Genomic DNA, 13,026 nt, shown 5'->3' on the forward strand with positions numbered 1-13,026 from the left:
AGGATTCGCCTCCCGCTGCCGAGATTGGTTAGACCGGTCAGGCAAGCGCAAGTGGTTGAGTTGAAACGAAAAAGTTCAAATCAACGCTTGACAGGATGTGAGGTTGGCGTAGAATGCGCGCCTCGGTTAGCGACACGGTCGCAACCACTGCTCTTTAACAAGTTGAATCAAGCAATTCGTGTGGGTGCTTGTGAGATAAGTCTGATGTCGCAAGATTATCAGCAACACAAGTAACTCGTGAATTCATGAGTTTTTTGCGATTGCTGAGCCAAGTTTAGGGTTTTCTCAAAACCCGATCAGTCTACTTAACTGAAGAGTTTGATCATGGCTCAGATTGAACGCTGGCGGCAGGCCTAACACATGCAAGTCGAGCGGATGAAGGGAGCTTGCTCTCTGATTCAGCGGCGGACGGGTGAGTAATGCCTAGGAATCTGCCTAGTAGTGGGGGACAACGTTTCGAAAGGAACGCTAATACCGCATACGTCCTACGGGAGAAAGTGGGGGATCTTCGGACCTCACGCTATTAGATGAGCCTAGGTCGGATTAGCTAGTTGGTAGGGTAACGGCCTACCAAGGCGACGATCCGTAACTGGTCTGAGAGGATGATCAGTCACACTGGAACTGAGACACGGTCCAGACTCCTACGGGAGGCAGCAGTGGGGAATATTGGACAATGGGCGAAAGCCTGATCCAGCCATGCCGCGTGTGTGAAGAAGGCCTTCGGGTCGTAAAGCACTTTAAGTTGGGAGGAAGGGCTCATAGCGAATACCTGTGAGTTTTGACGTTACCAACAGAATAAGCACCGGCTAACTTCGTGCCAGCAGCCGCGGTAATACGAAGGGTGCAAGCGTTAATCGGAATTACTGGGCGTAAAGCGCGCGTAGGTGGCTTGATAAGTTGGATGTGAAATCCCCGGGCTCAACCTGGGAACTGCATCCAAAACTGTCTGGCTAGAGTGTGGTAGAGGGTAGTGGAATTTCCAGTGTAGCGGTGAAATGCGTAGATATTGGAAGGAACACCAGTGGCGAAGGCGACTACCTGGACTAACACTGACACTGAGGTGCGAAAGCGTGGGGAGCAAACAGGATTAGATACCCTGGTAGTCCACGCCGTAAACGATGTCAACTAGCCGTTGGGATCCTTGAGATCTTAGTGGCGCAGCTAACGCATTAAGTTGACCGCCTGGGGAGTACGGCCGCAAGGTTAAAACTCAAATGAATTGACGGGGGCCCGCACAAGCGGTGGAGCATGTGGTTTAATTCGAAGCAACGCGAAGAACCTTACCTGGCCTTGACATGCTGAGAACTTTCCAGAGATGGATTGGTGCCTTCGGGAACTCAGACACAGGTGCTGCATGGCTGTCGTCAGCTCGTGTCGTGAGATGTTGGGTTAAGTCCCGTAACGAGCGCAACCCTTGTCCTTAGTTACCAGCACGTTATGGTGGGCACTCTAAGGAGACTGCCGGTGACAAACCGGAGGAAGGTGGGGATGACGTCAAGTCATCATGGCCCTTACGGCCAGGGCTACACACGTGCTACAATGGTCGGTACAAAGGGTTGCCAAGCCGCGAGGTGGAGCTAATCCCATAAAACCGATCGTAGTCCGGATCGCAGTCTGCAACTCGACTGCGTGAAGTCGGAATCGCTAGTAATCGTGAATCAGAACGTCACGGTGAATACGTTCCCGGGCCTTGTACACACCGCCCGTCACACCATGGGAGTGGGTTGCTCCAGAAGTAGCTAGTCTAACCTTCGGGGGGACGGTTACCACGGAGTGATTCATGACTGGGGTGAAGTCGTAACAAGGTAGCCGTAGGGGAACCTGCGGCTGGATCACCTCCTTAATCGAAAGATGTCAGCTTGCTGGCAAGCACCCACACGAATTGCTTGATTCACTGATAGAAGAGCAATTGAGTTAGTTAGACTCAAGGTAAGACGATTGGGTCTGTAGCTCAGTTGGTTAGAGCGCACCCCTGATAAGGGTGAGGTCGGCAGTTCGAATCTGCCCAGACCCACCAATCGATGGGGCCATAGCTCAGCTGGGAGAGCGCCTGCCTTGCACGCAGGAGGTCAGGAGTTCGATCCTCCTTGGCTCCACCATCTCCACCTACCGCTAACGCGATTGCTTGAAAAGCTCAGACATGAGCGTTTGATACACCATCCGGTGTAGCCCAAACTCTGATGTCTGGTCTTTGATCAGAACTGTTCTTTAAAAAATTGGGAAAGTGATAGAAGTAGACTGCATTAACTGTTTTCACTGGCAGTTAGTGTCGTCAAGGTAAAATCTTGCGAACTCAAGCGCAAGTTTTCGGCGAAATGTCGTCTTCACTCATCTAACGCTTTGCAGATCGGTAGCGTCCTTGGACGCCGGCGAGATTGCTTGGGGTTATATGGTCAAGTGAAGAAGCGCATACGGTGGATGCCTTGGCAGTCAGAGGCGATGAAAGACGTGATAGCCTGCGATAAGCTTCGGTGAGGTGGCAAATGACCTGTGACCCGGAGATCTCTGAATGGGGGAACCCACCTAGCATAAGCTAGGTATCTTAACCTGAATCCATAGGGTTAAGAGGCGAACCAGGGGAACTGAAACATCTAAGTACCCTGAGGAAAAGAAATCAACCGAGATTCCCTTAGTAGTGGCGAGCGAACGGGGACCAGCCCTTAAGTTGATTTGAGAGTAGCGGAACGCTCTGGAAAGTGCGGCCATAGTGGGTGATAGCCCTGTACGCGAAACGCTCTTATCAATGAAATCGAGTAGGACGGGGCACGAGAAACCCTGTCTGAATATGGGGGGACCATCCTCCAAGGCTAAATACTCCTGACTGACCGATAGTGAACCAGTACCGTGAGGGAAAGGCGAAAAGAACCCCGGAGAGGGGAGTGAAATAGAACCTGAAACCGTATGCGTACAAGCAGTGGGAGCCCACTTTGTTGGGTGACTGCGTACCTTTTGTATAATGGGTCAGCGACTTATTTTCAGTGGCGAGCTTAACCGAATAGGGGAGGCGTAGCGAAAGCGAGTCTTAATAGGGCGTCTAGTCGCTGGGAATAGACCCGAAACCGGGCGATCTATCCATGAGCAGGTTGAAGGTTAGGTAACACTGACTGGAGGACCGAACCCACTTCCGTTGAAAAGGCAGGGGATGACTTGTGGATCGGAGTGAAAGGCTAATCAAGCTCGGAGATAGCTGGTTCTCCTCGAAAGCTATTTAGGTAGCGCCTCATGTATCACTCTGGGGGTAGAGCACTGTTTCGGCTAGGGGGTCATCCCGACTTACCAAACCGATGCAAACTCCGAATACCCAGAAGTGCCGAGCATGGGAGACACACGGCGGGTGCTAACGTCCGTCGTGAAAAGGGAAACAACCCAGACCGTCAGCTAAGGTCCCAAAGTCCTGGTTAAGTGGTAAACGATGTGGGAAGGCTTAGACAGCTAGGAGGTTGGCTTAGAAGCAGCCACCCTTTAAAGAAAGCGTAATAGCTCACTAGTCGAGTCGGCCTGCGCGGAAGATGTAACGGGGCTCAAACCAGGCACCGAAGCTACGGGTATCACCTCTGGTGATGCGGTAGAGGAGCGTTCTGTAAGCCTGTGAAGGTGAGTTGAGAAGCTTGCTGGAGGTATCAGAAGTGCGAATGCTGACATGAGTAACGACAATGCGAGTGAAAAACTCGCACGCCGAAAGACCAAGGGTTCCTGCGCAACGTTAATCGACGCAGGGTGAGTCGGTCCCTAAGGCGAGGCTGAAAGGCGTAGTCGATGGGAAACGGGTTAATATTCCCGTACTTCTAGTTACTGCGATGGGGGGACGGAGAAGGCTAGGCCAGCTTGGCGATGGTTGTCCAAGTTTAAGGTGGTAGGCTGACTGTTTAGGTAAATCCGGACAGTTAAGGCCGAGAACTGATGACGATCCTTCTTTTAGAAGGAGAAGTGGTTGATGCCATGCTTCCAGGAAAAGCCTCTAAGCTTCAGGTAACTAGGAACCGTACCCCAAACCGACACAGGTGGTCGGGTAGAGAATACCAAGGCGCTTGAGAGAACTCGGGTGAAGGAACTAGGCAAAATGGCACCGTAACTTCGGGAGAAGGTGCGCCGGTGAGGGTGAAGGGTTTACCCCGTAAGCTCATGCCGGTCGAAGATACCAGGCCGCTGCGACTGTTTATTAAAAACACAGCACTCTGCAAACACGAAAGTGGACGTATAGGGTGTGACGCCTGCCCGGTGCCGGAAGGTTAATTGATGGGGTTAGCGCAAGCGAAGCTCTTGATCGAAGCCCCGGTAAACGGCGGCCGTAACTATAACGGTCCTAAGGTAGCGAAATTCCTTGTCGGGTAAGTTCCGACCTGCACGAATGGCGTAACGATGGCGGCGCTGTCTCCACCCGAGACTCAGTGAAATTGAAATCGCTGTGAAGATGCAGTGTATCCGCGGCTAGACGGAAAGACCCCGTGAACCTTTACTGTAGCTTTGCACTGGACTTTGAGCTTGCTTGTGTAGGATAGGTGGGAGGCTTTGAAGCGTGGACGCCAGTCTGCGTGGAGCCATCCTTGAAATACCACCCTGGCAACCTTGAGGTTCTAACTCTGGTCCGTTATCCGGATCGAGGACAGTGTATGGTGGGCAGTTTGACTGGGGCGGTCTCCTCCTAAAGAGTAACGGAGGAGTACGAAGGTGCGCTCAGACCGGTCGGAAATCGGTCGTAGAGTATAAAGGCAAAAGCGCGCTTGACTGCGAGACAGACACGTCGAGCAGGTACGAAAGTAGGTCTTAGTGATCCGGTGGTTCTGTATGGAAGGGCCATCGCTCAACGGATAAAAGGTACTCCGGGGATAACAGGCTGATACCGCCCAAGAGTTCATATCGACGGCGGTGTTTGGCACCTCGATGTCGGCTCATCACATCCTGGGGCTGAAGCCGGTCCCAAGGGTATGGCTGTTCGCCATTTAAAGTGGTACGCGAGCTGGGTTTAGAACGTCGTGAGACAGTTCGGTCCCTATCTGCCGTGGACGTTTGAGATTTGAGAGGGGCTGCTCCTAGTACGAGAGGACCGGAGTGGACGAACCTCTGGTGTTCCGGTTGTCACGCCAGTGGCATCGCCGGGTAGCTATGTTCGGAAGAGATAACCGCTGAAAGCATCTAAGCGGGAAACTTGCCTCAAGATGAGATCTCACTGGAGCCTTGAGCTTCCTGAAGGGCCGTCGAAGACTACGACGTTGATAGGTCGGGTGTGTAAGCGCTGTGAGGCGTTGAGCTAACCGATACTAATTGCCCGTGAGGCTTGACCATATAACACCCAAACAATCTGACCGCAGGTCAGAGCGTGAGGAAGACGACGCCGAAAACGGGCGCGTGGGTTCGCAAGACCCAAGACGAATTGTCTACTTCGATCACAGACCCAATTGGGCCAGCCAGGCAGTCTTATTGCCTGGCCAGCCAACCGAATTGCTTGACGAACATAGAGCATTGGAACCACCTGATCCCTTCCCGAACTCAGAAGTGAAACGATGCATCGCCGATGGTAGTGTGGGGTTTCCCCATGTGAGAGTAGGTCATCGTCAAGCGCCTAACACCCAGCACCCCCGCTCAGTTCATTCTGGCGGGGGTGTTGTCTTTGGGGCGGGAAAAGTTTTGGCGGGGGGATGCCAAGGGGCTTGGGCGGAGGGGCCTGCAGGCGGAAGCTGGAAGGCCGGTAAGCCATGAGCTTGAGGCTGCCCTAACCCTAACCCTCTCCCAGGGGGAGAGGGGACTAGAGCGGTGTTGCGGAGGACTGGGAGTATGGCTTGCCACAAGGATGCTGCTGGAAGCCAAAAGCGCATAAGCCCCAGACAGCTCGGCTGCGCCGGACTATCGCGGCCATGGGCCGCTCCTATACCAGCTTCAGTGCAGGAGCGGCCCATGGCCGCTATTAGGCAATCATTGCGATGGATAACCATGGAGTTGTGAATCGTAGGGCAGCCACGGAGGGCAGGAACCAGGCACTATGCATCGGCGTGGAACGGTCCTCGGGCATCAGGACGGTAGTGGCCTCGCCTTCGATGACCAGAATTTCCAAGACCAGTTAGCCGATGCTGTCTCCTGACGTGGATCCCATGTTGGGCTTCGCAGTGCTTAGCCCAACCTGCGATGACTTCCAGATGGACCTAAATTGGTACGGCAGGGCTCGGGGTACCGTTGGTAAGAGCATTGGTATTCGGGCCGGAATGAGCCGAGATCCGCTTCATTTCACTGGGCTTTTTCGGTATACAATGCCCAGTGGCCTAAGGCCGGTAGGCAAGGGGTGCGCAGCGTCGTACCCCTTTTTCTTTGCATGACCAATCAAATTTATAGCGTAGCCTAGGATCTTATCCCTTGAACGTTAGGGTCCGCGGACAGTTGTTAGGTGACGCAAGCGATGAAAGCGCAAGCGAAGGGGAGTCGATTTTGATCAAGGTGCTGGTTGTCGACGATCATGATCTTGTTCGGACTGGCATCGTGAGGATGTTGGCGGATGTGGCAGGAATCCAGGTCGTTGGCCAGGCAGACAGTGGCGAAAATGCACTGAAGCTGGCTCGTGAGCTTGAGCCGGATGTCGTTCTGATGGATGTCCGAATGCCTGGCATCGGTGGACTTGAGGCCACGCGCAAGCTCTTGCGCACTCGATCCGACCTGAAGGTGGTTGTCGTGACTGCTTGTGAGGAAGATCCCTTTCCGACCCGCCTCCTGCAGGCAGGAGCGGCCGGGTATCTGACCAAGGGAGCCGACATCGAAGAAATGATCACTGCCATCAAGCAGGCCTTCGCGGGACGTCGTTACATCAGTGCGCAGATCGCTCAGCAGCTGGCTTTGAAGCCCTTCCAGTCGAAGGCTGAAGCCTCTCCTTTCGATCAACTGTCCGAGCGTGAGATCCAGATTGCGCTGATGATCGCTGGCTGTCAGAAGGTCCAGGTGATATCCGACAAGCTTTGTCTGTCGCCCAAAACCGTTAACACCTATCGCTATCGGATCTTCGAGAAATTATCGATTACCAGCGATGTCGAACTGGCCATGTTGGCTGTTCGCCACGGCATGGTAGATGCAACGAGTTGATATGAGCCAATCTTTCGATGCTGCAGCTTTTTTATCCGGCTGCAGTGGACGTCCAGGTGTTTATCGGATGTTCGATGAGGGCGGTAAGCTCTTATATGTAGGCAAGGCCAAGAATCTCAAAAACCGTCTTTCCAGCTATTTTAGAAAGACTGGTTTGGCGCCGAAAACGGCGTCCATGGTGTCCAAGATCGCCCAGGTCGAAACCACCATCACCGGCAACGAGACTGAAGCGCTCTTGCTGGAACAAAACCTCATCAAGCAATGGCGTCCGCCTTATAACATCCTGCTAAGGGATGATAAATCCTACCCCTACGTTTATCTCTCTACCGAGGATCAGTATCCTCGGCTGACCATTCATCGTGGAGAGAAGAGAGGGAAGGGGCGCTATTTCGGGCCGTATCCCAGTGCTGGAGCTATCCGCGAAAGTCTCAATCTGCTGCAGAAAGCCTTTCAGGTGCGGCAGTGCGATGACAACTATTTCCGTAATCGCACGCGGCCGTGCCTGCAGTACCAGATCAAGAGGTGCAAGGGCCCCTGTGTCGCCCTGGTAAGCGAGCAGGAGTACGCCGAGGATGTGCGTCACTCGGCGATGTTTCTCGAGGGGCGTAGCAACGCTCTGGCGGAAGAACTGCAAGTCAAGATGGAAAGCGCTTCGGTCAATCTGCAGTTCGAGCGAGCGGCAGAGCTGCGCGACCAGGTAGCGCTGGTCCGTCGCGTGCAGGACCAACAGAGCATCGAGGGTGGTACTGGCGATGTCGATGTCATAGCCGCCTTGGTCAACCCTGGCGGAGCCTGTGTGCATCTGGTCACCGTCCGAGGTGGGCGCGTACTTGGCAGCAAGAACTTCTTTCCGGAGGTGGGTATCGAGGAAGACTCCAGCGAAGTCCTGGCTGCCTTCCTGGAACAGTATTACCTCGCCTACCTGGAACGTGATCTGCCTGAAGAGATCATCGTGAATTCCGTACATGAGGATTTCGCCACGCTGATCGATGCTTTCGCCGAGGTACACAAGCGCCAACTAGTCATCACCCATCGAGTGCGTGGTACCCGGGCGCGCTGGCAGCAGTTGGCGGTGACCAATGCGGAGCAGGCGCTGAACACGCGCTTGGCCAACCGCCAGCATATGGGGGTTCGCTTCGATGCCCTGGTGCAAGCGCTGGATCTGCCCGAGCCGCCGCAGCGGCTGGAATGTTTCGATATCAGTCATTCCAGCGGCGAAGCGACGGTGGCATCTTGCGTCGTATTTGGGCCCGAGGGTCCGCTGAAATCGGACTATCGCCGCTACAACATCGAAGGCGTCACCGCAGGTGATGACTATGCCGCCATGCATCAGGCGCTCACCCGACGCTTCAGTCGCCTGAAGGCGGGAGAGGGCAAGCTGCCGGATATTCTGTTGGTGGACGGTGGCAAGGGCCAGTTGGCCATGGCGCGGGAAGTGCTCAGGGAGCTGGCGGTACCGGACCTGGTCCTGCTCGGCGTCGCCAAGGGTGTCACCCGTAAACCTGGGCTCGAGGTGCTTTATCTGGACGATCCTTCGAACGAATTTACCCTGCCAGCTCATTCGCCAGCACTGCATCTCATTCAGCAGATCCGCGATGAGGCGCACCGCTTCGCCATCACCGGGCACCGCGCACGTCGTGGCAAGGCGCGGCGGACGTCATCGTTGGAAGACGTCGCGGGTATAGGTCCGAAGCGCAGGCAGGAGCTCCTGAAGCACTTTGGTGGCCTACGCGAGTTGCAGCGTGCCAGTATCGAGGAAATCGCCAAAGCGCCAAGCATTAGCAAAAAGCTGGCCGAGCAGATTTATGCGGCCTTGCACAGCGAGTAGAATCGCCTCACGTTCATCAATAGCCGCGCCAATGAATATTCCAAATCTGCTTACCGTACTGCGCGTCTTTCTCATTCCGCTCTTCGTCATCCTGTTCTATCTGCCGGTCCACTGGAGCTACTGGACGGCCAGCACCGTCTTTGCGATTGCCTGTGCGACCGACTGGCTAGATGGATACCTGGCTCGTCGACTGGGGCAGAGCACACCCTTTGGTGCCTTTCTGGACCCGGTAGCGGACAAGCTCATCGTCGCCGTGGCCTTGGTGCTGCTCGTTCAGGAGCACGCCAATGCCTGGCTGACGCTGCCTGCCGTTATCATCGTCGGGCGAGAGATAGTGGTCTCGGCGTTGCGCGAGTGGATGGCGGAGCTGGGTGCCCGGGCACAGGTCGCGGTATCGAATCTGGGTAAGTGGAAGACGGCGGCGCAGATGCTCGCGCTGGTCATCCTGCTGGCCAACCCGCCGCAATTGACCTTCTGGGTGATCAGCGGTTACACCTTGCTCATCGTCGCCGCGGCGCTGACGCTGTGGTCCATGTACACCTATCTGATGGCGGCCTGGCCCCATCTGATGAGTGCTGAGAAAAAGAAATAAGTTTTTTGAATCAATGGCTTGACATGGTGGGTGGCTCATATAGAATGGCGCCCGTCACCAAGCGGGAATAGCTCAGTTGGTAGAGCACGACCTTGCCAAGGTCGGGGTCGCGAGTTCGAGTCTCGTTTCCCGCTCCATGTTTTACATGAGTGTCGCAAGACATTCAGGTTTGAGGCCGGGTGGCAGAGTGGTCATGCAGCGGATTGCAAATCCGTGTACGCCGGTTCGATTCCGACCTCGGCCTCCACTATTGAGAGCCCCGTAGATTCAGGTCTACGGGGCTTTTCATCATCCAGGGATGTATAAATACTGGATCACGTTTTACAAGCCTGCTTTACGTGGGTTTGGTTTTGCCCGAGTGGTGAAACTGGTAGACACAAGGGACTTAAAATCCCTCGACTTAACGGTCGTGCCGGTTCGATTCCGGCCTCGGGCACCATCCAATTGAAAAAGGCCACTCCTGTATGAGTGGCCTTTTTCGTTTAGGAGGGAATCGTCCAGTAGGGCGTTTCGTCCGCGTCGCGTTCGATGCGCGAGCGGCTGTCGAAGATGAAGGCCTCGAGCATGGCGGCATCGAGTAGCTCGGTACGGGCGATGGGGCGTTTGAGTACCGACTGGCCGCTGCGGGAAAAGACCTCGACGTCGTAAGCTCGCTGATCTCTTGTTGAAATCACACAGCGCAACGGCTCGAAGCCGCCTTTCAGGGTGTTGAAGGCGCTGGCGAGTTCGACATAAAGGGTCATCCGGAAGAGCTTCCTGTTCAAAGGTGGCACTGTGACAGCATCGACTGCTACAGGGTTTCACCTTTGCAGAACAGTGCCGTCATATCGCGATGCTAGTCGCAAAATCCCGGCCCTGCGTTCGGAGTTTCATTGCCAGCCTTGCAGCCAGCATTCTGCATCCTGCAACTCGTGCCAGTCCAGCGTCCAGGTGCGACGAGTGAGAACGGCTTGTAGATCTATTTGCGAGATGGGGTCGGTCTCGACTTCAGGGGTGTGGACGTGGGTGACGATAAAGTGCTTTTGCCGTTCGCGTGGCTGGACAGCTGTCCACTTGCTCAGCAACAGCTTCTTGGGGTTGATCTGTCGCGATTTCATCCCTGCATCGCCTCCAGCAGCGGTGCGCCGCGATAACGCTGCAGCAGGGCTTCCAGGTTGCGATCGGGCATGGCATGGGCTCTGAGCGCTGAAATGGTGCGTTCGACGTACTCCAGGGTGGTGCCGAAATGGCCGGAGGCTTCGGTCAGCACCCGATTGAGGATGTCGTCCGGCAGATTGCCCGCGTAGCAGGGGAGGTTGCGTTTCAACACGAAACCGAGCGCCTGCACCTTGCTGCCATCTTCCAGGTGGCATTGCAGCCAGCGGGGGCGGTAGGAGCCATCCGGCATCTCGCGCTTCCATAGGGCAAGCAGATGGTCATCCAGCTGTTCATCGGGCAATTGGTAGGCGAAGCCCGAGCAGGAGCCGCCACGATCCAGACCCAGTACCAGGCCAGGCTGCTCCGGTGTACCGCGATGCAGCTGCGACCAGAGATAGAGGCCGCGGTGATAGCCGTGCACCCGCGCGCGGCGTACGGCGACGGCCGGGCACTCGGGGCGCCAGATCAGCGAGCCGTAGGCGAACAGCCAGACGGGGCCAGGCTGGCGTTGGGCCAGGGTGGCTTCCAGAGAGGCGACGAGCTGCGGATGGGTGAGCGGCGTGGCAGGCGCGAGTTTGGGTGGATAGGAGTCGTGGATGCTGGAAGAAATCTGTCTGTGCATGAATGGCCTGTTCCTCAACCGCTGGAGCTGCCAGGTCTGCAGGACCCGGCCATAAGATCCTAACGAAAGTCCGAGGAGAACTCCTAGACCGTTCGTGCCCATCTTTATGACGCTTGGTTAGGTTGCAGCGAGAAACATGCCAAGGCGCTTGGGAAACACGCAGATGAAAAAAAGCCCGGCAGATGCCGGGCTGGAAAAGCAGAGCGGATCGATCAGGCGCTGGTACGAATCATGTGATCGAAGGCAGCCAGGGACGCCTTGGCGCCTTCGCCCAAGGCGATGACGATCTGCTTGTAGGGCACGGTGGTGACGTCACCTGCGGCGAAGACGCCAGGCAGGGAGGTCTGGCAGCGGGCGTCCACTTCGATCTCGCCACGCGGCGACAACTCTACGGTGCCCTTGAGCCAATCGGTGTTGGGGACCAGACCGATCTGCACAAAGACGCCTTCGAGCTCGATGTGATGGAACTCGCTGGAATTGCGATCCTTGTAGACCAAACCGTCGACTTTTTGACCATCACCTTTCACTTCGCTAGTGAGGGCGCTGGTGATGACGGTCACGTTGGGCAGGCTGAACAACTTGCGCTGCAGTACGGCGTCGGCACGCAGCTGGCCGTCGTATTCGATCAGGGTCACCTGGGCGACGATGCCGGCGAGGTCGATGGCGGCCTCGACACCCGAGTTACCACCGCCGATCACGGCAACGCGCTTGCCCTTGAACAGGGGGCCATCGCAGTGGGGGCAGTAGGCCACGCCGCGGTTGCGGTATTCCCGTTCGCCTGGGACGTTCATTTCACGCCAGCGGGCACCGGTGGCAAGGATCAGCGTCTTGGCCTTGAGCGAGCCGCCATCGGCGAAGCGGATTTCGTGCAGGCCGCCGACTTCATGAGCCGGAATCAGCTGCTCGGCGCGCTGCAGATTCATGATGTCGACTTCGTACTGCTTGACGTGTTCTTCCAGCGCCATGGCGAGCTTGGGACCTTCGGTCTCCTTGATGGAGATGAAGTTCTCAATGGCCAGGGTATCCAGCACCTGACCGCCGAAGCGCTCGGCGGCGACGCCGGTACGGATGCCCTTGCGTGCAGCGTAGACGGCTGCTGCGGCACCGGCAGGGCCACCGCCGATGACCAGGACGTCGAAGGCGTCCTTGGCGTTGAGCTTGTCGGCGGAGCGGGCAGCGGCGCCGGTGTCGAGCTTGGCAACGATTTCTTCCAGGCCCATGCGGCCTTGGCCAAAGGGTTCGCCGTTGAGGTAGACGCTAGGCACGGCCATGATCTGGCGGCGCTCAACTTCTTCCTGGAACAGGGCGCCGTCCACGGCGACGTGCTTGACCCGGGGATTGAGCACGGCCATCAGGTTCAGCGCCTGGACCACGTCCGGGCAGTTCTGGCAGGACAGGGAGAAATAGGTTTCGAACTGATAGTCGCCGTCGAGGGCCTTGACCTGCTCGATGACGTCCTGGCTGGCCTTGGATGGATGGCCGCCGACCTGCAGCAGTGCCAGTACCAGGGACGTGAATTCATGGCCCATGGGTAGACCGGCGAAGCGCAGGTTGATGTTCTGGCCGGGGGTCAGCAGGGCGAAGGAGGGACGACGCTCATCGCTGCCGTCGGTGCTGAGGCTCACCTGATCGGACAGGCTGGCGATGTCCTGCAGCAAGCTGTGCATTTCACGGGACTTCGCGCCATCGTCGAGGGACGCGACGATCTCGATGGGGCGCGTGACGCGTTCGAGGTAGGTCTTGAGCTGGGCTTTCAGATTTGCGTCCAACATGGCGACGTGGCTT

General features: G+C 56.4%; 7 protein-coding genes, 5 tRNA genes, 3 rRNA genes and 1 pseudogene. 11 read left to right on the forward strand and 5 right to left on the reverse strand.

Annotated elements, in window-relative coordinates:
• Positions 1 to 306 precede the first annotated feature (306 nt).
• The 5 genes from PJ259_RS03265 to rrf all read left to right on the forward strand — a co-directional run bounded on the left by PJ259_RS03265 (position 307) and on the right by rrf (position 5,558).
• Positions 307 to 1,843 (forward strand): 16S ribosomal RNA (locus tag PJ259_RS03265).
• A 97-nt stretch (positions 1,844 to 1,940) separates the two neighbouring features.
• Positions 1,941 to 2,017, forward strand: a tRNA-Ile gene (locus tag PJ259_RS03270).
• Positions 2,018 to 2,023: 6 nt separating this feature from the next.
• Positions 2,024 to 2,099: transfer RNA gene (locus PJ259_RS03275), tRNA-Ala, on the forward strand.
• A 292-nt stretch (positions 2,100 to 2,391) separates the two neighbouring features.
• Positions 2,392 to 5,283, forward strand: a 23S ribosomal RNA gene (locus PJ259_RS03280).
• A 159-nt stretch (positions 5,284 to 5,442) separates the two neighbouring features.
• Positions 5,443 to 5,558 (forward strand): 5S ribosomal RNA (gene rrf / locus PJ259_RS03285).
• The 16S, 23S and 5S rRNA genes sit together here with 2 tRNA genes alongside, the layout of an rRNA operon.
• A 365-nt stretch (positions 5,559 to 5,923) precedes the next feature.
• On the opposite strand, the pseudogene PJ259_RS03290 reads toward rrf, so the two are convergent.
• Positions 5,924 to 6,055: pseudogene (locus PJ259_RS03290) on the reverse strand (DUF1698 domain-containing protein); the annotation flags it as partial.
• 362 nt (positions 6,056 to 6,417) lie between these two features.
• Between PJ259_RS03290 and gacA the strand changes: the two are divergent.
• The 6 genes from gacA to PJ259_RS03320 all read left to right on the forward strand — a co-directional run bounded on the left by gacA (position 6,418) and on the right by PJ259_RS03320 (position 9,921).
• The gene (gacA, locus tag PJ259_RS03295) at positions 6,418 to 7,062 is read left to right on the forward strand and encodes a response regulator transcription factor GacA (protein ID WP_059316865.1); all 645 of its coding nucleotides are present in this window, start codon (positions 6,418 to 6,420) and stop codon (positions 7,060 to 7,062) included.
• 1 nt (position 7,063) lies between these two features.
• Positions 7,064 to 8,890, forward strand: coding sequence for an excinuclease ABC subunit UvrC (gene uvrC, locus PJ259_RS03300; RefSeq protein ID WP_271654705.1), 1,827 nt, complete (start codon positions 7,064 to 7,066; stop codon positions 8,888 to 8,890).
• Between the two features lie 31 nt (positions 8,891 to 8,921).
• Entirely contained in the window at positions 8,922 to 9,482 is a 561-nt protein-coding gene (gene pgsA, locus PJ259_RS03305) for a CDP-diacylglycerol--glycerol-3-phosphate 3-phosphatidyltransferase (protein ID WP_059314738.1), read from the forward strand.
• Positions 9,483 to 9,543: 61 nt separating this feature from the next.
• Positions 9,544 to 9,619, forward strand: a tRNA-Gly gene (locus PJ259_RS03310).
• Between the two features lie 36 nt (positions 9,620 to 9,655).
• Positions 9,656 to 9,729: transfer RNA gene (locus tag PJ259_RS03315), tRNA-Cys, on the forward strand.
• 105 nt (positions 9,730 to 9,834) lie between these two features.
• Positions 9,835 to 9,921, forward strand: a tRNA-Leu gene (locus PJ259_RS03320).
• Between the two features lie 43 nt (positions 9,922 to 9,964).
• Here PJ259_RS03320 and PJ259_RS03325 read toward each other — a convergent pair.
• From PJ259_RS03325 to ahpF, 4 genes are all read right to left on the reverse strand, one after another.
• Positions 9,965 to 10,225 (reverse strand): hypothetical protein, encoded by a 261-nt coding sequence (locus PJ259_RS03325; RefSeq protein WP_059314739.1) that lies wholly within the window; start codon positions 10,223 to 10,225, stop codon positions 9,965 to 9,967.
• Positions 10,226 to 10,351: 126 nt separating this feature from the next.
• Positions 10,352 to 10,579: a TIGR02450 family Trp-rich protein gene (locus tag PJ259_RS03330; protein ID WP_059314740.1), complete on the reverse strand. Its 228-nt coding sequence runs from the start codon at positions 10,577 to 10,579 to the stop codon at positions 10,352 to 10,354.
• Positions 10,576 to 11,241 carry a gamma-glutamylcyclotransferase gene (locus PJ259_RS03335; protein WP_059314741.1) on the reverse strand — a complete coding sequence of 222 codons (666 nt, stop codon included), beginning with the start codon at positions 11,239 to 11,241 and terminating at the stop codon, positions 10,576 to 10,578. The genes PJ259_RS03330 and PJ259_RS03335 overlap by 4 nt, the downstream gene beginning before the upstream one ends.
• 212 nt (positions 11,242 to 11,453) lie before the next feature.
• Entirely contained in the window at positions 11,454 to 13,013 is a 1,560-nt protein-coding gene (ahpF, locus tag PJ259_RS03340; protein ID WP_271654706.1) for an alkyl hydroperoxide reductase subunit F, read from the reverse strand.
• Between the last annotated feature and the right edge of the window lie 13 nt (positions 13,014 to 13,026).

The sequence above is a fragment of the Pseudomonas sp. JBR1 genome, from assembly GCF_028198185.1.
Taxonomy (GTDB): Bacteria; Pseudomonadota; Gammaproteobacteria; order Pseudomonadales; family Pseudomonadaceae; genus Chryseomonas; species Chryseomonas oryzihabitans_E.

Bases quoted from the DNA above. Each gene is read 5' to 3' on its own strand.
- uvrC (WP_271654705.1), top strand. From the start codon at position 7,064: ATGAGCCAATCTTTCGATGCTGCAGCTTTTTTATCCGGCTGCAGTGGA.
- pgsA (WP_059314738.1), top strand. From the start codon at position 8,922: ATGAATATTCCAAATCTGCTTACCGTACTGCGCGTCTTTCTCATTCCG.
- PJ259_RS03325 (WP_059314739.1), bottom strand. From the start codon at position 10,225: ATGACCCTTTATGTCGAACTCGCCAGCGCCTTCAACACCCTGAAAGGC.
- PJ259_RS03330 (WP_059314740.1), bottom strand. From the start codon at position 10,579: ATGAAATCGCGACAGATCAACCCCAAGAAGCTGTTGCTGAGCAAGTGG.
- PJ259_RS03335 (WP_059314741.1), bottom strand. From the start codon at position 11,241: ATGCACAGACAGATTTCTTCCAGCATCCACGACTCCTATCCACCCAAA.
- ahpF (WP_271654706.1), bottom strand. From the start codon at position 13,013: ATGTTGGACGCAAATCTGAAAGCCCAGCTCAAGACCTACCTCGAACGC.